At 73.2% G+C, this 20,057-nt stretch carries 19 protein-coding genes; 16 read left to right on the top strand and 3 right to left on the bottom strand.

The window, feature by feature from the left end; all coding sequences use genetic code 11:
- Positions 1-78: 78 nt before the first annotated feature.
- The 6 genes from NE234_RS32630 (at position 79) to NE234_RS32655 (ending at position 5,540) form a co-directional block, all read left to right on the top strand.
- On the top strand, positions 79-2,481 hold the full coding sequence (locus NE234_RS32630) for an MFS transporter (RefSeq protein ID WP_252784726.1): 2,403 nt from the start codon (positions 79-81) through the stop codon (positions 2,479-2,481).
- A 2-nt stretch (positions 2,482-2,483) separates the two neighbouring features.
- Positions 2,484-3,077 carry a MarR family winged helix-turn-helix transcriptional regulator gene (locus NE234_RS32635; protein WP_252784727.1) on the top strand — a complete coding sequence of 198 codons (594 nt, stop codon included), beginning with the start codon at positions 2,484-2,486 and terminating at the stop codon, positions 3,075-3,077.
- Positions 3,074-3,850 (top strand): MSCRAMM family protein, encoded by a 777-nt coding sequence (locus NE234_RS32640; RefSeq protein WP_252784728.1) that lies wholly within the window; start codon positions 3,074-3,076, stop codon positions 3,848-3,850. Before NE234_RS32635 ends, NE234_RS32640 begins: the two co-directional genes overlap by 4 nt.
- A 13-nt stretch (positions 3,851-3,863) precedes the next feature.
- Entirely contained in the window at positions 3,864-4,670 is an 807-nt protein-coding gene (locus NE234_RS32645; protein ID WP_252784729.1) for a YceI family protein, read from the top strand.
- A gap of 110 nt (positions 4,671-4,780) precedes the next feature.
- Positions 4,781-5,140 carry a hypothetical protein gene (locus tag NE234_RS32650; RefSeq protein ID WP_252784730.1) on the top strand — a complete coding sequence of 120 codons (360 nt, stop codon included), beginning with the start codon at positions 4,781-4,783 and terminating at the stop codon, positions 5,138-5,140.
- Entirely contained in the window at positions 5,133-5,540 is a 408-nt protein-coding gene (locus tag NE234_RS32655) for a hypothetical protein (RefSeq protein ID WP_252784731.1), read from the top strand. The genes NE234_RS32650 and NE234_RS32655 overlap by 8 nt, the downstream gene beginning before the upstream one ends.
- Positions 5,541-5,601: 61 nt before the next feature.
- Here the strand turns inward: NE234_RS32655 and NE234_RS32660 are convergent, their stop codons facing one another.
- On the bottom strand, positions 5,602-5,982 hold the full coding sequence (locus NE234_RS32660; RefSeq protein WP_252784732.1) for a hypothetical protein: 381 nt from the start codon (positions 5,980-5,982) through the stop codon (positions 5,602-5,604).
- A 132-nt stretch (positions 5,983-6,114) separates the two neighbouring features.
- On the opposite strand from NE234_RS32660, the gene NE234_RS45555 reads away from it, so the two are divergent.
- Together NE234_RS45555 and NE234_RS32670 are read left to right on the top strand one after the other, a co-directional pair.
- Positions 6,115-7,296 carry a sensor histidine kinase gene (locus NE234_RS45555; RefSeq protein ID WP_252784733.1) on the top strand — a complete coding sequence of 394 codons (1,182 nt, stop codon included), beginning with the start codon at positions 6,115-6,117 and terminating at the stop codon, positions 7,294-7,296.
- 12 nt (positions 7,297-7,308) lie between these two features.
- The gene (locus tag NE234_RS32670; protein ID WP_252784734.1) at positions 7,309-7,947 is read left to right on the top strand and encodes a response regulator; all 639 of its coding nucleotides are present in this window, start codon (positions 7,309-7,311) and stop codon (positions 7,945-7,947) included.
- Between the two features lie 23 nt (positions 7,948-7,970).
- Here the strand turns inward: NE234_RS32670 and NE234_RS32675 are convergent, their stop codons facing one another.
- A complete protein-coding gene (locus tag NE234_RS32675) occupies positions 7,971-9,062 on the bottom strand; it encodes a lysylphosphatidylglycerol synthase transmembrane domain-containing protein (RefSeq protein ID WP_252784735.1) in 1,092 nt (363 codons plus the stop codon).
- A gap of 353 nt (positions 9,063-9,415) precedes the next feature.
- Here NE234_RS32675 and NE234_RS32680 point away from each other — a divergent pair, with 353 nt between their 5' ends.
- From NE234_RS32680 to NE234_RS32690, 3 genes are read left to right on the top strand one after another with little or no spacing between them, the layout of a single operon-like run.
- Entirely contained in the window at positions 9,416-9,958 is a 543-nt protein-coding gene (locus NE234_RS32680; RefSeq protein WP_252784736.1) for a hypothetical protein, read from the top strand.
- Positions 9,958-11,043, top strand: coding sequence for an alpha/beta hydrolase (locus NE234_RS32685; RefSeq protein ID WP_252784737.1), 1,086 nt, complete (start codon positions 9,958-9,960; stop codon positions 11,041-11,043). The genes NE234_RS32680 and NE234_RS32685 overlap by 1 nt, the downstream gene beginning before the upstream one ends.
- A 5-nt stretch (positions 11,044-11,048) precedes the next feature.
- Positions 11,049-12,170, top strand: coding sequence for an alpha/beta hydrolase (locus tag NE234_RS32690; protein WP_252784738.1), 1,122 nt, complete (start codon positions 11,049-11,051; stop codon positions 12,168-12,170).
- Between the two features lie 198 nt (positions 12,171-12,368).
- Here NE234_RS32690 and NE234_RS32695 read toward each other — a convergent pair whose 3' ends face one another.
- A complete protein-coding gene (locus NE234_RS32695; RefSeq protein ID WP_252784739.1) occupies positions 12,369-13,988 on the bottom strand; it encodes an MFS transporter in 1,620 nt (539 codons plus the stop codon).
- Between the two features lie 276 nt (positions 13,989-14,264).
- Here NE234_RS32695 and NE234_RS32700 point away from each other — a divergent pair, with 276 nt between their 5' ends.
- The 5 genes from NE234_RS32700 (at position 14,265) to NE234_RS32720 (ending at position 20,038) form a co-directional block, all read left to right on the top strand.
- Complete coding sequence (locus NE234_RS32700) at positions 14,265-17,219, top strand: FHA domain-containing protein (protein WP_252784740.1); 2,955 nt, start codon at positions 14,265-14,267, stop codon at positions 17,217-17,219.
- Entirely contained in the window at positions 17,216-18,061 is an 846-nt protein-coding gene (locus NE234_RS32705; RefSeq protein ID WP_252784741.1) for an SAM-dependent methyltransferase, read from the top strand. The genes NE234_RS32700 and NE234_RS32705 overlap by 4 nt, the downstream gene beginning before the upstream one ends.
- A 174-nt stretch (positions 18,062-18,235) precedes the next feature.
- The gene (locus NE234_RS32710; RefSeq protein ID WP_252784742.1) at positions 18,236-19,252 is read left to right on the top strand and encodes an ROK family protein; all 1,017 of its coding nucleotides are present in this window, start codon (positions 18,236-18,238) and stop codon (positions 19,250-19,252) included.
- Positions 19,253-19,327: 75 nt separating this feature from the next.
- Complete coding sequence (locus NE234_RS32715) at positions 19,328-19,534, top strand: hypothetical protein (RefSeq protein ID WP_252784743.1); 207 nt, start codon at positions 19,328-19,330, stop codon at positions 19,532-19,534.
- A gap of 30 nt (positions 19,535-19,564) precedes the next feature.
- On the top strand, positions 19,565-20,038 hold the full coding sequence (locus tag NE234_RS32720) for a MarR family winged helix-turn-helix transcriptional regulator (RefSeq protein WP_252784744.1): 474 nt from the start codon (positions 19,565-19,567) through the stop codon (positions 20,036-20,038).
- Positions 20,039-20,057: the final 19 nt, after the last annotated feature.

Raw genomic sequence — 20,057 nt, forward strand, 5'->3', positions numbered from 1 at the left:
TGGACGAACCGGGTTGCTCTATAGTTAGTTAGCGCTAAGCAACATTTGTGCTGACGAACTATCAGGAGCGCATCCCCCATGACGACGGGCGCACACGCGACCGGACGACCAGACCACCGGGCCCTCGGGCCCGGATACAAGTGGATCGCGCTGTCGAACACGACGCTCGGCGTGCTGATGGTCATGATCAATCAGTCGATCGTGCTCATCGCGCTGCCGAACATCTTCGACGGCATCGGTCTCGACCCTCTCGGCGCCGGAAACACCAGTTACCTGCTGTGGATGATGATGGGCTTCATGGTCGTCACCGCGGTGCTGGTGGTGTCCTTCGGCCGGCTCGGCGACATGTACGGCCGGGTCCGGATGTACAACCTCGGCTTCGCCGTCTTCACCGTCTGCTCGATCCTGCTGTCGATCTGCTGGATGCACGGATCGGCGGCGGCCCTCTGGCTCATCGGCTGGCGGATCGTCCAGGGCATCGGCGGCGCGCTGCTGTTCGCCAACTCGACCGCCATCCTCACCGACGCGTTCCCCGCCACCAAGCGCGGCATGGCGCTCGGCATCAACGCGATCGCGGGCATCGCCGGCTCGTTCATCGGGCTGATCCTCGGCGGCATCCTCGGCCCGGTCAACTGGCACTACGTCTTCCTGGTCTCGGTGCCGTTCGGCATCTTCGGGACGTTCTGGGCCTACATCAAGCTGCACGACACCGGCGTCCGCAAGAAGGCCAAGATCGACTGGTGGGGCAACCTCACCTTCGCTATCGGTTTGATCTCGGTTCTGATCGGCATCACCTACGGGATCCAGCCGTACAAGGATCACACCATGGGATGGACCAACCCGTGGGTGCTCACCGCGCTGATCGGCGGCGCGCTCGTCCTGTGCGTCTTCCTCTTCATCGAGACGAAGATCGCCGAGCCGCTGTTCAACCTCTCGCTGTTCAAGAACCGCACCTTCACCGCGGGGAACCTGGCGAGCCTGCTGACCGCGCTCGGCCGCGGTGGCCTGCAGTTCATGCTGATCATCTGGCTGCAGGGCATCTGGCTGCCCCAGCACGGCTACAGCTTCGAGGACACGCCGCTGTGGGCGGGCATCTACATGATCCCGCTGACCGTCGGCTTCCTGCTGTCGGCACCGCTGTCCGGGATCCTGTCGGACCGGCTCGGCGCCCGGGTGTTCACGGTCGGCGGCGCGCTCGTCACGGGGCTCAGCTTCCTGCTGCTCCTCGCCATCCCGGTGAACTTCTCCTACTGGGTGTTCGCCCTGCTGCTGGTGATCAACGGCATCGGGTCCGGCATGTTCGCCTCCCCGAACCGCGCCGACATCATGAACTCGGTCCCGGCCGACCAGCGGGGCGTCGGCGCCGGCATGACCGCGACCTTCCAGAACGCCGCGATGGTGCTGTCGATCGGCATCTTCTTCAGCCTGATGGTGGCGGGCCTGTCGCACAGCCTGCCGTCGTCGATGGAGAGCGGCCTGACGGCCCAGGGCGTCCCGGCCCAGACGGCCCACGGAATCTCGCAGCTGCCGCCGATCGCGGTGCTGTTCGCGGCGTTCCTCGGCTACAACCCGATGCAGCAACTGCTCGGCCCCGAGCTGCACAAGCTGCCCGCCGACCACGCCTCGTACCTCACCGGGCGCAGCTTCTTCCCGCACCTGATCACGCAGCCGTTCCACGACGGCCTGACGGTCGCGTTCTGGTTCGCGATCGTCGCCTGTGTCGTCGCCGCGATCGCGTCGCTGCTGACCAAGCGGAACAAGCCGGGCCAGGAGCCCGCCGAGCACGAGTCGCTCGGCTCGGAACTGGCCGGGGTGACCGGCGAGGCCGGGATCGCGCTCAGCGAGCCCACCGTCCCGCAGATGGTCCCGACGGCCGGCCACGCGCCGGCGGACGCCCGGCCCACGGCGCAGGTCCCCGTGACCACGCACGCGCCGGGAGCGGCCCAGCGGGCCACGTCGAACGGCCGGCAGGGCCCGGTCATCGCGGGTCTCATCCACGACGGGTCGGGCGCGCCCGTGAGCGGCGCCGCCGTCACGGTCACCGGCCCCGACGGACACCAGCTCGGGCGGGCCACGACCGGCCCGGACGGCCGGTACTCCATCGCGGTCACGGACGGCGACCACCTCGTGATCGCCACCGCGCCCGGCCGCGTCCCGCAGGCCGCGACCGTCATCGTGGGGGAGGCGTCGGTCGTACGGGACTTCCCGCTCGTTCCCGACAGCGTCGTCCCGACCGGCGCGCTGCACGGCGTGGTGCGCTCCCCGCACGGAGAGCCGGTCGCCGGGATCACCACGACCGTCACCGACGAGAACGGCGAGGTGGTCGCGACCACCGTCACCGACGAGAACGGCGCGTACCGGATCACCGGGCTGGCGGACGGCGGCTACACGCTGGTCGCGGCCGGCCACCGTCCCGTGACGGCGACCGTCCAGGTGGCGCCCGGCGTGCCGTCCGACGTGCGCGTGGCGCTGGGCGACTGACCGTGGACGCCGATCCGCGGGCGGACCGCGCGGACGCGGACTGCCTGGACGGGGTCCGTACGGACGCGGGCAGCACGGGCGCGGGCCGTACGGGCGCGGACCGTGCGAACGGGGAGCGCGCGGGCGCGGGCCGGGAGCACGCCGGCGAGGGGTCCGGGGCCGTCGCGGGGCGGCTCAGGGTCGCCCTCGTCGCCCTCAACCGCAGGATGCGCAAGGACTGGCCGGAGCACCTGACCCCGAGCCGGCTGTCGGCGCTGACCACCATCGCCGCCGACGGGCCGCTCCCCGTGGGGGAGCTCGCCCGTCGGATGGCGGTCAGCACCCCGACCGTCTCCCACATCGTGGACGCGCTGGCGAAACTCGAACTGATCGATCGGCGGCCCGACCCGCGGGACCGCCGGGTGTGCCGGCTCGTCCTGAGCGACGCCGGCGACGAACTGCTGGACGATCTCGGGCGGCGTACGACCGGGTTCCTCGAGGAGGAGATCCGGCGGCTGCCGGCGGAGCAGCGGGCCGGCCTCGCCGCCGCGCTGCCCGCCCTCGAAGCCCTGGCCGCGGCCCCGGAACGGCCGCACGACGGAGGAATGGACCGATGACTGAGAACACGGCGCTGAGCGAGACGCTCACCGTCTTCGGCACGGTGCAGCGGACGGAGGGACCGCCGGTCGCCGACGCGGTGGTCACGCTGGCCGACATGGCCGGCCGCAAGATCGGCTCCGCGTACACGGGGATGGACGGGGAGTACCGCCTGACCGTGCAGAAGGGCGGCACCTACCTGATCATCGCCTCGGCGCCCGGACACGAGCCGATCGCCTCGCTCGTGGCGGTCGGAACGGGGACCGTCCGCCACGACATGACGATCGCCGGCGTCGGGGGACTGATCGGCATCGTCCGGATCTCCGGCACCCGCCGGCCCGTCTCGGACGCCACGATCACCGTGACCGACGTCCAGGGCGACGTGGTCGCGACGGCGCGCAGCACGGAGGGAGGCGGCTTCTCGTTCATCAGCCTCCCCGAGGGCGCCTACACGCTAGTCGCCTCGGCGCCCGGACAGCGACCGGTGGCCGTCGCCGTGACGGTCCGGCAGGGCACGCAGACCCGTCAGGACCTGGAACTCCTCGCCCGCGGCACGCTGAACGGCGAGGTGCGGCTGCACGACCGGCCGTACGACGGCGCGCGGATCACGCTGATGGACGAGGCGGGCGGCATCGTCGGGAACGCCGTGAGCGGCGCGGCCGGTGAGTTCTCCTTCGAGGACCTCGAACCGGGGACGTACACCGTCGTCGCCGCGGGTCCCGGCCCGGCCGCCGTCCCCGTCCACATCATCGGCGGCCGGCCCGTCGAGGCCGACGTCACGCTGACCGCCTGAAAGGGGCCTCTGAGTGAACAACGCGAACGCCGTCACGGCCCGGATCGTCGCCCCCGGGGGATGGCCGGTCGAGCACGCGATCCTGACGCTCACCGACGCGATGGGCCGCCAGGCGGCCCGCGTCGCGGTCGACTCGACCGGCCGCGCCGCCCTGGAGGGGGTCGCGCCCGGCGTCTACACGCTGATCGTCTCCGCCGCGGGACACCAGCCGGAGGCCCGGACCGCGGTCGTCGGCCCGTCCGGCCTCGACCTCGGGGACATCGAGATCGCGGGGACCGGCGGGCGACGGCTCCCCGAACCGGGGGTCTGGGACATCGACCCGGTGCACTCCTCCGTCCAGGTACGGGCCCGGCACATCGGGCTCGTCAGCGTGCGCGGGCGCATCGCCGACTTCAGCGGCGAGATCGTCGTCACCGACCCGGTGGAGAACTCCACGGTGGAGGTCGCCCTGCGGGCCGCCAGCATCGACACCGGGAACTCCGACCGCGACACCCACCTGCGCAGCAAGGACTTCCTGTACGTCGACGAGTACCCCGAGATCACCTTCCGCAGCAAGGGGCTGCGGCGGCTCGCCGACGACCGGTGGGCGATGGACGGTGAGCTGACCATCCGCGGGACCACGCGCCCGGTGACGCTCGACACCACCTACCTCGGCACGGGCCCGGACCCGTGGGGCGGCGTGCGCTGCGGCTTCCACGCGATCACGGAGCTGAACCGCGACGAGTTCGCCGTCGACTGGAACCAGGCCGTGCGCGTCGGGATCGCCGCGGTGGGCGGGACGCTCCTGGTCGAACTCGACATCGAACTCGTGAAGCGCTGAGGAGGGCCCCGGCCGGCGCTCCGGGGCCGCCGATCGCCAGTACTACATCCCGTAGTACGGTCTTCGTCCTGGAGACGAAGCGAACGGCGAACCCAGAGAAAGGCTGACGCGTGGTCCACGCCCTGGCGGTGTCACTGATCATCGGCGTGCTCGTGCTCGCCGGTCTGGCCCTGGTGACGGCCGCCCTGAACCACCGGGTCGGTGTCGTCCTGCTGGGCGCGGCCGCGCTGGGCGAGGCGGGGCTGCTCGTCCAGGTGATCTGGGCGATCGTCCGGCTGGCGGGCGGCGCCCGGCCGGCCGGCGGGATGCCGATCTTCATCGGCTACCTCGCGGGATCGCTGGTCATCCTGCCCGTCGCCGCCTTCTGGGGACTGGCCGAGCGCACCCGATGGGGCCCGGTCGTCCTCGCCGCCGGCTTCCTCGTGATCGCCGTCCTCGTCGTCCGGATGCAGCAGGTATGGCATGGCTGAGCCGGGCGCGCGGCGATCCGGACCCGGGCGGGTGCTGGTCGCCGTCTACGGCGTGTTCGCCCTCGCCGCTGGATCGCGGGCGGGTCTGCAGATCGCCACGAAGTTCCACGAGGCGCCGGTCGCGTACCTGCTGTCGGCGTTCGCCGCGGCCGTGTACGTGCTCGCCACGGTGATGCTGGCCCGCTCCGGCCGTACGTCGCATCGCGTCGCCGTCGTCTCCTGCACCGTCGAACTCGTCGGCGTCATCGCGGTCGGCACCTACAGCCTGGCCGACCGCGCCGCCTTCCCCGACGCGACGGTGTGGTCGGGCTACGGCAGCGGGTACGGATTCGTGCCACTGGTGCTCCCGGTGCTCGGCCTGCTCTGGCTTCGCCGGACCGCGCCCCGTTCGGCCTCCTGAGCCGCGCCGGCCGCCCGCGCCGGCGTCGAGGCGGCGGATCGACCCGGTGCGGTCGCCATGCTCACCGCCACGTCCGCGCCCGGACCCGCAGCGCGAAGGCGGCGCAGGCGGCGGCGAACGGCAGTTCCAGCGTGAGCGCCATCACGATCGACGTGGGCCGGTAGGCGGGCCGGGCCGTCATCACGTCGAACCAGACGTCGGCGAGCATGAGCGCGGCCAGCCCGGCGGCGGTCAGGGCCGCTCGCCCGTCCCGGCGGCGGGCCAGCCATCCGGTCAGCGCCATTCCGGCGACGAGTAGCAGGTCGAATCCGACCCAGAGGGGACGGACGGCGGCGGAGGCGTAGAAGCCGAGCAGCACGGTCCATACCCCGACGGCGATGGCTCCGCCGAGGAAGACGAACGCCGCGATGGCACTGTCCCGGTGGGCGATGTGTGTCGTCATGCCCCTACCCTCCGCGGCGACGTCCGGGTGGCGCGTCCGCCGGGCGGCCCGACCCGGCGGCCGGTCGGAGGAGCCGTCCTCCTCCCGCAGGAGGACGGCGGGGCTTCGGGACAGGACCTAGTCTCGGTCGATGTGGAGAGGATCCGGCTCGGCCGCCTGCGCGGGAACGACCTTCCCCCGGCGCGGACGGCCCTGCTCGGGAGCGGGTTCGGCCCGCTGCGGGCGGTCCTGCTCGCCTGTGCGTTCGGCTACCTCCTCCTGCACCGGACCGCCGCTCCGCAGGCGCCGGCCGACTGGGGCCCGGCCCTCTGCTCGCTCGCACTGGGAACGCTCGGCGGGCGGCTGCCGCTGACCGTGGCCCTCGGGCAGGCGGCGCTCCTCGCCCTGGCCGAGCGATTCGGCCACCTGCCGCCGATCGGCATCAAGATCATGGCGAGCACGGCACTGTTCGAGGTCGCGCTCCGCCGCTGGGGCGTGCCCGCTCTGCTCACCGCGTCCGCGCTGACCACGGTCTACCTCGCCATCGGCCTGCCGGGCGACGTCCCGGCCCTGCTGTACAAGCTGGCCGCGGTCGTGGGCGGCCCGATGCTGCTCGCCGCGTACGTCCGCTCGCTCGAACAGGTCGCGCGCAGCGCTCAGGAACGCGCCGCGGAGGCGGAACGAGCCACCCGGATGAGCGAGCGCACCGCGATCGCCCGCGAACTGCACGACATGGTCGCCCACCACCTGGCCTCGGTGGCGCTCCGGGTCGGCGTGGCCCGGCACGTCATCCCGCGCACCGACCCGAGAGTGACCGAGGTGCTCGACGACGTGCACGCCAGTGCCTCCAGCGCCCTGGCCGACCTGCGGCGACTGCTCACCGCGCTGCGCGACCCGGATGACCCCGGCCGCCTGCTCGCCGAGCCGGCGGACCTGCCCGTCGCGCTGGACGGTCTCGTGGACCGGGCCCGTCGGGCGGGGCTCACCGTGGAGGCGTCGGTCACCCCCGAACTCGCCGGGCTCGACGCCGTGCGCGGCCTGACACTGCTGCGGCTCGTCCAGGAGGGACTCACCAACATCGTCAAGCACGCGGGGCGGCAGGCGTCCGTACGGCTCGACGCGGTGATGACCGGGGACGGCTCCGTCAGCCTGGAGATCCGCAATGACGTGCCCGGCGGCCTCGCGGCGGCCGGCGACCGTTCGGCGGCCGGCGGCGCCGGGCACGGCCTGCTCGGCATGCGCGAGCGCGTGGACCTGGTCGGCGGCAGCCTCGAGGTCGGCCCTGCCTCCGGTGGATGGCGGCTGTCCGCCCTGCTGCCGGAGCCGAGGTCGTGATCGGATGAGGGAATGATCCAGGTGCTCATCGTCGACGACCAGCATCTCGTGCGGGCGGGCCTGCGGATGCTGTGCGAATCGACCGACGACATCGAGGTGATCGGAGAGGCGGCCGGCGGCGCCGAGGCCGTACGGCTCGCGGCGCGCCTGACACCGGACGTCGTCATCATGGATCTGCGGATGCCGGGCGTGGACGGCATCGCCGCGACGGCGCGGATCCTCGCCGAACGGCCCGCGACGCGCGTCGTCGTCCTCACGACGTTCGATGACGACGACCATCTCTACCCGGCGCTCGCCGCCGGGGCCTGCGGCTTCCTCGCCAAGGACGTCGCGCCCGGGACGCTGGTGGACGCGATCCGGAGGGCTGCCGACGGGGACAGCCCCTTCAGCGCGCCGGTGCTGCGGAGGCTGGTCGCCCAGGCGGTCGGCGCCCGCCAGGACGACTCTACGGCCCCCGACCTGAACCTCACGGAACGGGAGCGCACCGTCCTGTCCCTCCTGGCGGAGGGCTCGTCCAACGCGGAGATCGCCGAACGCCTGCACATCGGCGTCACGACGGTGAAGACGCACGTGGCGGGTCTCATGACCAAGACGGGATGCCCGAACCGGGTACGCCTCGCGGTCTTCGCCGCCCGGCACGGCCTGGTGTGACCGGGCCCCCGCACACGGGAGGGCTACAGCCCGTGCCTGCGGCGCAGGAGCCGGGTGCTGAGCACGCCCACCGGGACCGGCGCCCAGAAGGTCATGGCCCGGAACAGCAGGACCCCTTCGGCCGCCTGGCCGGTCGGGACGTGCGCGGCCGCCAGCGCGGTGATCAGCGCGGCCTCGGTCGACCCCACCCCGGCGGGTGTCGGGATCGCGGCGCCGGCCGTGGCGCCGAGCAGGTAGACGGCCGGCAGCGCGACGAAGGCCCCGCCGACCGCACCGGGGACGGCGAGCAGGCTGACCGCGAAAGCCAGCGCCAGCGCGACGTGCGCGCCGGTCGACGCGGCGAGCGTCCACAGCAGGCAGCGCGGCCGGTGGAGGAGGTGCCGCAGCGATCGGCCCACACCGGTGACGGTGGCGCGGGTCCAGGCACGGGCCCGGCCGCCCGGCCAGCAGAGAACGATCAGGGCGAGCAGGACCGCGGCGCCCGCCACCGCGAGGAGGACCGGGACGATCACCCCGGAGTGACGGCTCACGGCCCGGTCGAGGCGGATGGCCGGCACCGACGGGTCGTCCAGGCCGTTCCACACGCCCACGGCCAGCACCATGAGACCGAGCTTCGTCACGCCCCGCAGGACACCGGCCGCGGCCATCGCCGCCGTCGCCTCGTACACCGGCAGACCGCGCCGGGTGAGGTAGCGGCACGTGACCGCCGCGGAGCCGAGCCCGCTGGGCGCCAGGCGGTTGGCCGCGGCCCCGGCGAACTGCGACGCCGTCACCTCCCACAGGCGGAGCCGCCGGCCGGAGACGCCGTCGGCCGCGGCGCGTACGCCGAGGCCCGACGCGAGGTAGTGCAGCGACGCCAGGGCGACGATCAGCGGCACGAACTCCCAGCGGATCCGGCCCGCCCGGGCGGACAGATCCTCGGCCCAGTCGCCGACGTCGATGTCATGGAAGCCGAGGTCGGCCAGGCGCGCACCGGCGACCACCCCGCACAGCGCGGCGGCGAGCAGTCCGGCGGCCACCCAGGTCCGTACCGGAAATCGTGCGGCGATCGACCCGTCGAGTCGCTCGGCGACCGGCTCGGACACCCGCCGTCGGGTCAGGATGCGCGGGCTCATGACCTCGACCTCCCCCGTCGGATGAAGCATTCGTCGAACGGGGGATGAGGGACGGATGACGTGATGGGTTCCTCCAGGTCCACCGGCGGAGGGTGCCGGACTCGACCGGCGGCCGCCGTGGGTCTCACTGCCTGAATGGTACAACGTGACTGCTGTGGGTGATCATTGTTACCGCGCTGCCCGGTGCCGGAGAGACGATCGCACCCGGAGCCGAGCGCCGCATCCAGGGCGACTGGAAGAAAGGTGAGCGTTCCGCTAACCAGGCGTTGAACGAGTGCTGACCATCCGATTCCTACGCTGTCCGCAGCGATGTCGAGGGGATTGGATCAACGCTCCCGCGGGAGCAAGAACACATGCTGAACGCTCATTCGGTCGGCGGTCACCTGGCGCACCTGGCCCTGGTCGGCTGGGCGACGTTCGGACCGGTCCTGTACGCGGCCCTGCTCGTCGGCGGCTGGTGGACGGCCCGGCGCCGGCGCGCCGCCGCCATGGCCGCGGCGATCTGGGCGCCGTTGGGCGTCATCGCCGCCGTGCTGGTCAACCAGCCGCTCGAGGAGATGCCGACCGTACGGCTGCCAGTGCCGCACGAGGCGACGGCGCACACGGCCGAGCTTCCCGCGCCCAGTGATCACGTGGCGGTCGCGGCGGCCACCGCCGTCGGCCTGGTCCTCGTCCATCGCCGGCTGGGACTGGTGGCGGCCGGCGCTGCGCTGATCATGGCAGCGACCTTCGCCGTCGGCGGCGTGCCGCTGAAGGACATCGCGGGCGGCGCCGTCGTCGGGACCACGGTCACGCTGATCGGCTACGTCCTGTTCGAAGGGCCGGTACGGCGTCTCGTCGCGCGGGCCCGCCGGACGCGGCTGCGCCCGATCACCGGGCCGGGGAAGGCGTCCTGATGGGCCTGACCGACGGCCCGTTCGCCGCCCTTCTCGGCATCCTGGGACTCGTCGCGTTCGCGGCCTGCGTCGTCCTGCTGCCACGGGTCGCGGGCCGCGGTCCGCGACAGGTGGCGGCGCGGGCGGGCCTCGTGGTGGGCACCCAGTCCATCGTGGTGTTCGCGGTGCTCGTGGCGGTGAACTCCTCGTTCGGCTTCTTCGGGTCCTGGGCCGATCTGCTCGGCACGGACAAGAGCCGGGTACGAGTCGTCGGGGGAGCGGCCGTGGCCGCGCCGCCCGCCGTCGCGCAGCCGTCTCTGCGGCCCACCTCCGACGCGTTGTCGCGCGCCCTGTCCCCGAAGGACGGACGCCTGGACGCGGTGGTCTTCCACGGCCTTCGCTCCGGCGTCACGGCCACGGGCTACGTGTACCTGCCCCCGCAGTACACCCGGCGGGCCTACCGCCATCGGCGGCTGCCCGTCGTGCTCGTCCTCACGGCGGACGTGCGGGGCACGCTCACCCGGCTGCGCCTGCCGGCGGTCGCGGCCGGTCAGATCGCCGGCGGCGCGGTGCAGCCGACCGTGTACGTCCTCATGAGCCCGGTCGGCGCCTGCGTCGACGTGCCCGGCGGGCAGCAGGCGAACACCTTCTTCGCCGAGGACGTGCCGATGGCGGTGGCGACCTCCTACCGGGTCGCCCAGGACGGCCCCGGCTGGGGTGTCATCGGAGACGCGTCCGGCGGTTACTGCGCGGCCAAGCTCGCCCTGCGGGACGGTGACCGCTTCACCGCGGCGGCCTCCGCCGCGTCGTCGTACGGCGCTCCGCCCGGCGACCTGTACGGCGACCGGTACGGGCGCAGCACGGCGATCCAGCACGAGAACGACCTGCTCTGGACGCTGGGCCACCGTCCGCCGCCCCCGGCGCACCTCCTCGTGCTCACCGCCGGCGGCACGGGCGAGGCGGCGCGGCGGCTCACCGCACTGGTCCGCCCGCCGACGAGCGCCGACTCCCTCACCGTCCACGGTGGCGGCGCGCTCCCGACCTGGCAGCGGGACCTTCCTGCCGTACTGCGATGGCTCAGCGGCCGGCTGAGTCCGGAGAACTGACGTCAATGGGCCTCACCGGCACCCCGTTCATCCTCCTCATCTGCGTCCTCGCCCTGGCGGCCCTGGCCGGCGTGGTGTGGGCCGTGCCCCGTGCCGGACGCGTGCTCCCGGCGCGGGTGGGCCTGCTCCTGGTCTCCCAGATCCTCCTCCTGGCGGCCCTGCTCACCGTCGCCAACGCGTACTTCGCCTTCTACGGGTCGTGGGGCGACCTGCTGGGCATGTCCGGGGGCGCGGGAGGCGGCACCGGCGATCCGGCCGGCCACCGTCCTCAGGGCGGGAGCGGCCCGGACGGGCCGGACCCGCTGCTCGTCCCGATGCACGACGCCTTCATCGACGGCCATCGGCTCCCCGCCCAGGACGGGCGGCTGGAGGCGGTGACGATCCACGGCGCGCGGTCGGGGATCACCGCCCTGGCCTACGTCTACCTGCCGCCGCAGTACTTCCAGGACCGGACCCGCCGGTTCCCGGTGACGCTGGCGCTCACCGGCTACCCGGGGAACGCCCAGAACCTCGTCACGCGCCTCCGGCTCCCGCAGACCGCCGCCCAGGAGATCGCCGCCCACCGCATCAAGCCGATGATCTTCGTCATGATGCGGCCCATGGTCACCCCGCCGCGCGACACCGAGTGCACCGACGTCCCGAACGGCCCGCTCGCCGAGACGTTCTTCGCGCGGGACCTGCCCGCCGCGGTCCAGGCGGCGTACCGCACCGCCCCCGCGCCGGCCGGATGGAGCGCGCTGGGGGACTCCACCGGCGGCTACTGCGCGCTGAAGCTTGCCATGCGCCACTCGGACCGCTTCGCCGCGGCGATCTCGCTCTCGGGCTACTACAAGGCGCTGCGCGACATCACCACCGGCGACCTGTACGGCGGGAGCCCGGCGTACCGGAACGAGAACGACCTGGACTGGCGGCTCCGGCACCTGCCCGCCCCGCCGGTCGACGTGCTGGTCACGACCAGCCGGGTGGGGGAGAAGGACTACCAGGCGACCCGGCGGTTCATCGCGCTCGTCCGTCCCCCGATGCGCGTGGCCTCGATCACCCTGCCCACGGGCGGGCACCACTTCAGCGTCTGGAACCGCGAGCTCACCCCCGCGCTCCGCTGGCTGAGCGGCCGCCTCGGCGTGTGACCCGCCCGCCGGCGCCCCCCGTTCGTCCGGGCGCCGGCGCGGCCCAGGGCCCGGGACGCCGGCGCGATCCGGGAACCCCCGGGCGCCGACGCGGTCCAAGACCGTGGGGTGTCGGCGCGCTCCAGGAACTCGGGGTGTCGGCGCGCTCCAGGAACCCCGGGCACCGGTGCGGCCGAGGAGCCGGGCCACCGGCGTGGTTCAGCTCGAGCTCGGGCAGGAGGAGCCGCGGGGGAGGCGGTACGGCGCGCCGATGCGGTAGTGGCCGGGGGTGGGAGCGTACAGCCGGGTCCAGTCGCCGGCCTTCGCCAGGCAGCCCGGCCGACCGTCGAGGACCGCCAGCCACGGCGACCAGGGGACCCGGAGCAGCACGGAGCCGGTGGCCGGGACCGTGACGTCCAGTTCGTTGTCGAGCGCGCGGTTCACGGTCGCCGGCGGGTCGGCGAGCGGGACGGCGTCCGTGACGCGGTACAGCCGCCAGTGCCGGTTGTGCCACACCGGCTGCAGCCAGGGCTGGCCCGAGCGGACGATGCGGGCCTCGTCGATGGCCTGCCAGTCGGGCTGTGCGGAGGGCAGGACGACGTAGCCCACGGCCCAGCGGCGCAGCCAGGCGTGGTAGGTGTCCGGGTTCAGCGTCCCGTCGTAGAACAGGGCGTTGCGCTGGACGTCGGCCTGGCGGTTCCAGCCGCGCGCCAGGTTGATCTGCGAGGCGAGTTCGGACGCCTCCAGGTGGGTGCGCTCGGGCACGACCTCGACCCGGCTCTGGTCGGCGCGCACCCGGCGCAGTTCGCCGACCAGGCTCGTCGTGTGCCCGACGGTCGCGGCGGTGTTGACGAGGTCGAAGACCGGCCGGGCCACCTGGGAGACGACCGTGGCCGCGAAGGCGACGAACAGGACGGCCGTACGCCGGTGCAGCGCCGCGGCCAGCAGCGCGGTGCCGCCGAACAGCAGCGCCATCCGGTCGACGTTGCTGCCCACCTGGGACGGGATCACCCAGGTGAGGAGGGTCCCGATCGCGTACACGACCGCTCCCAGGCGCACGGTCCGCCACTCGCGCGGCGCGAACGCGACCAGGGCCACCGAGGCGACGACGGGCGCCACCACGAGGTACCAGGGGAACGGCTGGACGCCCTGGAAGGGGAAGAGCAGCGCGGAGCCCGCCACGACGACCGGCGGACCGGCGGCCACCGCGTACGCGGCCGGGCGGCGCCGGGTGAGGAACAACGCGCCGGCGACCACCTCGAGGAAGAGGCCCGCGACCGGGCTGGCGAGCGTGGCCAGCACGCCGAGGCCGATGATGGCGACCGCGCGGAGCGCGCGAGGGCCGCGCGTCACGAACACCACCGTCACGGCGGCCAGCCCGAAGAACACGCCCAGCGCGAAGGTCACGCGGCCGGACACGGCGTTGCAGGACAGGGAGAACGCGGCCCACAGCGCGGGCGCCAGCGGGCGTGAGACGCCCGAGCGGACGAGCAGCAGGGCGACGAGGGCGGCGGAGAGCGTGCCGGCGATGACCGCGGCCGTGCGCACCCCGATCAGCGCCATGAGGTACGGCGAGATGACGCTGTAGGACATCGGGTGCATGCCGCCGTACCACGCGAAGTCGTACGCGGAGCCGGGATGACGCCCCACGAATCGCGTCCAGGCGTACTGCGCGGCGAGGTCACCGCCGTCGGTCGCGGCGTATTTGGCCCACAACAGGTGCAGGATCGCCGCGGCGGCCGTCGCGACCACGATCGGATGGAACAGCCATCGCCGATGGGTCGCGCGGCGGGTACGTGGAACGTCGGCCCTGGGGGCCGGCTGCAGGGTGGTGGTCATCGCCCGGCGGCACTCTCCGGATGCGCCTGGTGAGACGCTTGAGGCTCGGGGGACATTCGGTCAATGATCGAGGATGCGCGGCTCGGGGGCAAATCAGGCGCGCGAATGTGAGATGAATGTCCTCCCCGGCATATCGCTCCCAAGGGGATCCATCCCAGTTTTGCGAAACATTGCAGCGTATGTCAGCGAAGCCCTAGTGTTTAGCCTCGGCCAGGGGGCACGCGTGCGGAGAGCCGCTCCACCCGGCTTACGGGGCAGTGACGGGAAGGCGGTTTCGTGACTCAGCTTTTCGTGGATGGCAACGGCACTTCGGTGGCTCTGGATCCACGACGCGCCTACCGCGTGGGCCGGGATCCGGGATCGGACATCGTCGTCGCCGTCGACGGCGTCTCCCGGACGCACGCGATCCTTCGCTTCGAAGCCGGTCAGTGGCTGCTCGAGGACAACGGCAGCGCCAACGGCACCTACCAGGACGGCCACCGGATCCAGCGGATCGTCGTCGCCCCCGGCAGCCAGGTCCGTCTCGGCCACCCGGCGGAGGGCGTCCCGCTCGTCTTCCGGGCCGCCCAAGCCGCGCCTCCCGCCGGCACGGGCGCCATGGGGCCGGGCTCGGCCGCCCCGGGATCGACCGCCGGCCTCCCGGGCTCGCCCGCCGCCCCCGGGCACCTGCCGCCGGGGTCCCCGGGCGCCGTGCCCGCCACCCAGGGCGGCGGCGTCCCCGCGCCGGGCCGTCCGCCCGTCTCCGAGCCGTCCCCCCGTCCCGCGGCGCCGTACCAGCAGGACGCCTCCTGGCAGGGGGCGCCGCCCGCCGGCCCGTCGCAGCCGGGCGCCCCCGGCCAGTACCCGCCGCCTCCGCAGGCCGCCGCGGGCGGGACCGCGCCCCACGCCTATCCGCCCGTCTCTCCGGGGGTCCCGGCGGGCGGGACCGGCTCGCACGGGTACCCGCCCGCGCCCGAGGCGTACCCCGGTCAGAACGCCCCGACGGTCGATCCGTCCGCCACGGGCCGGCCCGGTCCGTACCCCGGCGGGGCGCCCGACCGGCAGGCCGCGCCGTACGGCGGCCCCGCCCCTCAGACGCCTCCCGGATACGCCGGAGGCCCGGCCCCGTACCAGGCTCCCTCCGGCCCCGCCCCGTACCCGGCTCCGCCCGCCCCCGGCCCAGGCCCCGCGCCGGGCCCCGGCGGCGCGGCGACCGCGGCCGGTCAGCCGGGGCCCGGCCCCCGGCCGCGGTCGCCGATCGTGCAGACGATGAGCGGGCAGTACCGCGAGCCGACGCAGATCCGCAGGCTCGAAGGCTCGCGGGTGGTGCGCATCGGCCGCGGCCCCGAGAACGACCTGGTGGTCGCGGACCTGCGGGTGTCGCGCCAGCACGCCGAACTGCGCTCCAACGGCGGGTCGTACGAGATCGTCGACCTGGGCAGCCGGAGCGGCACCTACGTCAACGGCCGGCAGGTGCAGCGCGCGCCGATCGGGCCGCAGGACATCATCGGCATCGGGCCCTCGACGTTCCACCTCGTCGACGACGTCCTCATGCAGTACGTCGACACCGGCGCGGTGCGGCTGAGCGCGCACGACCTCACCGTCACCGTCGACAAGGGCAAGGTGCTGCTCGACCACGTGTCGTTCCCGCTCGGCGAGAAGTGCCTCGTCGCGGTCATCGGGCCGAGCGGCTCGGGCAAGTCGACGCTGCTGCGCGCGCTCACCGGCCTGCGCCCCGCCGACCAGGGCATGGTGTCGTACGACGGGCGCGACCTGTACCGCGACTACGCCGAGCTGCGCTCCCGGATCGGGCTCGTGCCGCAGGACGACATCCTGCACACCCAGCTGACGGTGCGCCGCGCGCTCCTGTACGCGGCCGAACTGCGGTTCCCCGACGACACCCGGCAGAGCGAGCGCAAGGCGCGCGTCGACGAGGTCCTCAAGGAACTCGCCCTGGACCACCGCAGGGACAACAAGGTCTCCGCGCTGTCCGGCGGTCAGCGCAAGCGGGTCAGCGTCGCCCTGGAGCTGCTGACCAAGCCGTCGCTGCTCTTCCTCGACGAGCCGACCTCCGGCCTGGACCCGGGCCTGGACAAGTCGGTGATGCAGATGCTGCGCGGCCTGGCCGACGACGGCCGCACGGTCGCCGTGGTCACCCACAGCGTCGCGAACCTCGACATCTGCGACCGCCTGCTCGTCATGGCGCCGGGCGGCCGGATCGCCTACTTCGGCCCGCCGAAGGAGGCGCTGCCGTTCCTGGGCTTCGACGACTGGGCGGACGTCTTCCAGGCGTTCGACGACCCGTCCATCGACTGGGGCGGCCGCTACCTGCGGTCCGCCGAGCACCAGCGGTACGTCCAGGCGGAGCTGGTCCAGCCGGTCGCGCCGCAGACCGGGCCGGTCGCCTCGTACCAGCCGCCGCCCAAGCCGCAGAAATGGCCGGAGCAGCTGAGCACGCTGATCCGCCGCTACGTGCGGGGCATCGCCGCCGACCCGATGTTCCTCGGCATCACCGTGCTGCTGCCGATCATCATGGGCCTGCTGGCCCGGGTCGTGCCCACCGGCGACCTGCTCGCGCGCCCCGGCACGAACGGCCAGGCGGCCAACCTCCTGCTCATCCTGTGCATCGGCGGCTGCCTCACCGGGGCCGCGAACGCGGTGCGCGAGCTCGTCAAGGAAAGACCGATCTATCAGCGAGAACGCGCGGTCGGACTGTCCAGATCCGCGTATCTCGCCTCGAAGCTGCTCGTGCTCGGCCTGATCACCATCGGCCAGGGGATCGTGCTGACCCTGGTGGCCATGCTCGGCGTCAAGACGCACGACAAGGGCGTGCTCACGACTCCGCTCACCGAACTGGTGCTCGCGATCGCCCTGCTGTCCTTCACCGCGATGACCCTGGGCCTGCTGATCTCGGCGATGGTCAAGACCAGCGAGATGACGATGCCGCTCCTGGTGATGTCGACGCTCGTCCAGGTCGTCTTCTGCGGTGCCCTCGTCCACCTGGACGGCAAGCCGGTGCTGGAGCAGATCTCGTGGCTGGTGCCCGCCCGATGGGCGCTCGCCGCGATGGCCGGCACGCTGAACGCGGGCCAGCTGATCCCGCACCGGGACACCCCGCCGGACCCCCTCTGGAAGCAGGACCTCGGTACGTGGAGCCTGGACATGGGCATCATGGTCCTGCAGGTGGTCGTGCTGTCGTTCCTGGTCGCCCGGATGCTCCGCCGCCAGGAGCCGGAGGTCATGCGGAAGTGACGCCGGACCCGCGCGGAACGGGCTCGCATCCGGGCATCGACACCTCGGTGCCGCACACGGCCCGCATGTACGACTACCTGCTGGGCGGCAAGGACAACTTCGCGGTCGACCGGGCGGCCGTACGGAAGGTCCTCGAGGCGATGCCGGACATGCCGCAGAGCATCCGGCTGAGCCGGCTGTTCCTGCGCCGCGCGGTCCGGTACGCCATCCGCCGGGGCGTCACCCAGTTCCTCGACATCGGCACCGGGATCCCGACCGCCGGCAACGTGCACGAGGTCGCCCACGAGCTCGCGCCTGAAGCCCGTGTCGCCTACGTCGACCACGATCCGATCGTGCTGACCCACGCGCGGGCGCTCCTCTCCCGCGAGCAGCAGGACCGCGTCACGATCGTGCCGGCCGACCTGCGCGAGCCGGAGAAGATCCTGGCGGCTTCCGAGATACGCGACGTCCTCGACTTCGACCGGCCGGTCGCGCTGATGCTGGTGTCGGTGCTGCACTTCCTGCGGGACGACGAGGACCCGTACGGCGTGGTGAAGAGGCTCTGCGACGGGCTGGCGCCGGGCAGCATGCTGATGCTGACGCACGCGTCCCTGGACCCGGACCCGGAGACCGGCCTGGCCGCCTCCGCCGGCTGGGCCAACGCCACGTCCACGATGAACATGCGGACCCATGAGGAGATCCTGCGGTTCTTCGACGGCCTGGAGCTGGTCGAGCCGGGCCTGACCGTCACGTGGAACCCCGACGGGGAGCCCACGGAGGTGCTGGAACGCGCCATCCGGAACGTCTGGGGATACGGCGGCGTCGCGGTCAAGCCGCCCGCCGGAGCCCACCCCGATCACTGAGCCGGGCGGGTCCACCCCGGCGGACCGGAAGGCGTCCCGAGCGACCTCGGGACCAGGGCCGCGGCCGGCCGGGGGCGACCGAGCACGGACGGACGACCCGCGGCCGGATCAGGCCCCTCACGGTGCGCGCGTCGCCGCGAGCCGTACCATCATGGGGCCGAAAGGGGATGCGGAATGCCGGACACGTGGGTGGTCGTCGGACTGGACAACGGCGGTACCAGCAACAACGCGACCGTGCTGGACGCCTCGGGGAACTTCCTCGTCGACCGTCTCGTGGAGACTCCCAGCCGGGTGCTCGAAGGGCCGGAGGTGGCCGTGGAGGCCCTGGCCGCGTCCCTGGCGGGGGTCCTGGAGGTGACCGGTACCGATCCGGCGCGGGTCCGCGCCGTCGGCCTCGACACCCCGGGCCCGGCGAGCGCGACCGGTGTCATCTCCAGCAAGGGCGCCACGAACTTCCCCCAGCCCGAGTGGTGGGGCTTCGACATCCGCGCCGCCCTCGAGGAGCGCCTGGGACTGCCCGTCGTCTACAACAACGACGGGAACGCCGCGGCGCTGTACGCCCACCACGCCCACTTCGGCGCCGACGCGTCCCGGCACTCGTCCGTGTCCGCGATCGTCGGCACCGGCCTGGGCGGCGGCGTGGTCGAGTCCGGAAAGGTCGTCAAGGGCGCCGCCGGGATGGCCGGCGAACTCGGGCACGTCCACATCCCGATGCACGGGCTGATCGAGGACGGGCAGCCGGTGCCCGCCTGCAACTGCGGCTTCTCCGCCGACGCCGAGAGCGTGGCCTCGCTGACCGGGATCGCCAACAACCTCCTGCCGTACTGGCTCACGAGGTTCGAGGGGCACCCACTGGCCGACGAGCCGCCGGGCAAGGCCGCCAAGCTCGTGCGGGGCTACGCCGAACAGGACGACCCCCTCGCGCTCAAGATCTTCGAGCAGCAGGCGATCGCGCTCGGCCGCCTCTTCACCATCGCCGCGAACTTCACCGACCCCGGCGCGTACTTCGTCGGCGGCGGCGTCGTCGAGACCGGCCCGAGGTTCCGGGAGTGGTTCCTGGGCAAGGTCCGTGAGCACACCGTGCTGCGGGAGGAGCAGGCCCGCGCCGCGCGGTTCTCCCTGGTGCCCGACCTCGACATGGCGGGGGCGCGCGGCGCCGCGATCGCCGCGCGCGACGCCCTGCCGCGGTAGCGCGTTCCCGCTGTGCCGGGCACCTGCCGCAGGAGCAGTCCCGCGCATCGTCGCAGGTCACATACGCTTTGCGGCATGGCGGGACGCTGGAGCGCGGCAGGCGGCTGGGTGATCGAGGCGATCGTTCTCGGCGACCGCCCCTGCTATCGCGTCAGCCGGCGGGGCTACCTCGTCGGCGACGGCTACTGCTACCGCCTGGCCGAGCTGGAGCGGCTGCTGCGGCGGCACGGGATCGGCCTGGGCGACCTGACCGAGGAGGGCCCGCCCGCCGTAACCGGTTGAAGGCTCAAGCACGTGGCTAGACTCGCCGGGATGAGCGAGACGCGATGGCTGAGCCCGGACGAGCAGCAGACCTGGCGCGCGTACCTGACCGCCCATCGTCTGCTGCTCGACGAGATCGACGCCCAGCTCCGCCGCGACTCGGGCATTCCGCACGCCTACTACGAGATCCTGGTGCGCCTCTCGGAGACGCCCGGCCGCACGCTGCGGATGTCCGTGCTCGCCGAGGGCACCCGTGTCTCCCCGAGCCGGCTGTCCCACGCGATCACCAGGCTGGAGGAACGCGGCTGGGTGCGCCGGGAGGACTGCCCCACCGACCGGCGCGGTCAGCTCGCCGTCCTCACCGACGAGGGGTACGCCGCGCTGGCCGCCGCGGCGCCGGGCCACGTCGAGGCCGTACGACGGGCGCTGTTCGACGCGCTCGACGCCGAGCAGGTCCGGTGGCTCGGCACCATCAGCCAGACCCTCGCCGACCACCTGGACACCGCCGGATCTCCGGAGGCGTGAGCGAGCCGGTCTCGTGGAG

Origin of the sequence: Actinoallomurus rhizosphaericola (assembly GCF_024055675.1) — a bacterium.
In the GTDB taxonomy this organism is placed as follows: Bacteria; Actinomycetota; Actinomycetes; order Streptosporangiales; family Streptosporangiaceae; genus Actinoallomurus; species Actinoallomurus soli.

What these genes read in the sequence shown, in the direction of transcription:
- NE234_RS32630 (WP_252784726.1), top strand. Translation starts at nt 79, where the DNA reads ATGACGACGGGCGCACACGCGACCGGACGACCAGACCACCGGGCCCTC.
- NE234_RS32640 (WP_252784728.1), top strand. Translation starts at nt 3,074, where the DNA reads ATGACTGAGAACACGGCGCTGAGCGAGACGCTCACCGTCTTCGGCACG.
- NE234_RS32655 (WP_252784731.1), top strand. Translation starts at nt 5,133, where the DNA reads ATGGCTGAGCCGGGCGCGCGGCGATCCGGACCCGGGCGGGTGCTGGTC.
- NE234_RS32660 (WP_252784732.1), bottom strand. Translation starts at nt 5,982, where the DNA reads ATGACGACACACATCGCCCACCGGGACAGTGCCATCGCGGCGTTCGTC.
- NE234_RS32670 (WP_252784734.1), top strand. Translation starts at nt 7,309, where the DNA reads ATGATCCAGGTGCTCATCGTCGACGACCAGCATCTCGTGCGGGCGGGC.
- NE234_RS32675 (WP_252784735.1), bottom strand. Translation starts at nt 9,062, where the DNA reads ATGAGCCCGCGCATCCTGACCCGACGGCGGGTGTCCGAGCCGGTCGCC.
- NE234_RS32680 (WP_252784736.1), top strand. Translation starts at nt 9,416, where the DNA reads ATGCTGAACGCTCATTCGGTCGGCGGTCACCTGGCGCACCTGGCCCTG.
- NE234_RS32685 (WP_252784737.1), top strand. Translation starts at nt 9,958, where the DNA reads ATGGGCCTGACCGACGGCCCGTTCGCCGCCCTTCTCGGCATCCTGGGA.
- NE234_RS32690 (WP_252784738.1), top strand. Translation starts at nt 11,049, where the DNA reads ATGGGCCTCACCGGCACCCCGTTCATCCTCCTCATCTGCGTCCTCGCC.
- NE234_RS32695 (WP_252784739.1), bottom strand. Translation starts at nt 13,988, where the DNA reads ATGACCACCACCCTGCAGCCGGCCCCCAGGGCCGACGTTCCACGTACC.
- NE234_RS32710 (WP_252784742.1), top strand. Translation starts at nt 18,236, where the DNA reads ATGCCGGACACGTGGGTGGTCGTCGGACTGGACAACGGCGGTACCAGC.
- NE234_RS32715 (WP_252784743.1), top strand. Translation starts at nt 19,328, where the DNA reads ATGGCGGGACGCTGGAGCGCGGCAGGCGGCTGGGTGATCGAGGCGATC.
- NE234_RS32720 (WP_252784744.1), top strand. Translation starts at nt 19,565, where the DNA reads ATGAGCGAGACGCGATGGCTGAGCCCGGACGAGCAGCAGACCTGGCGC.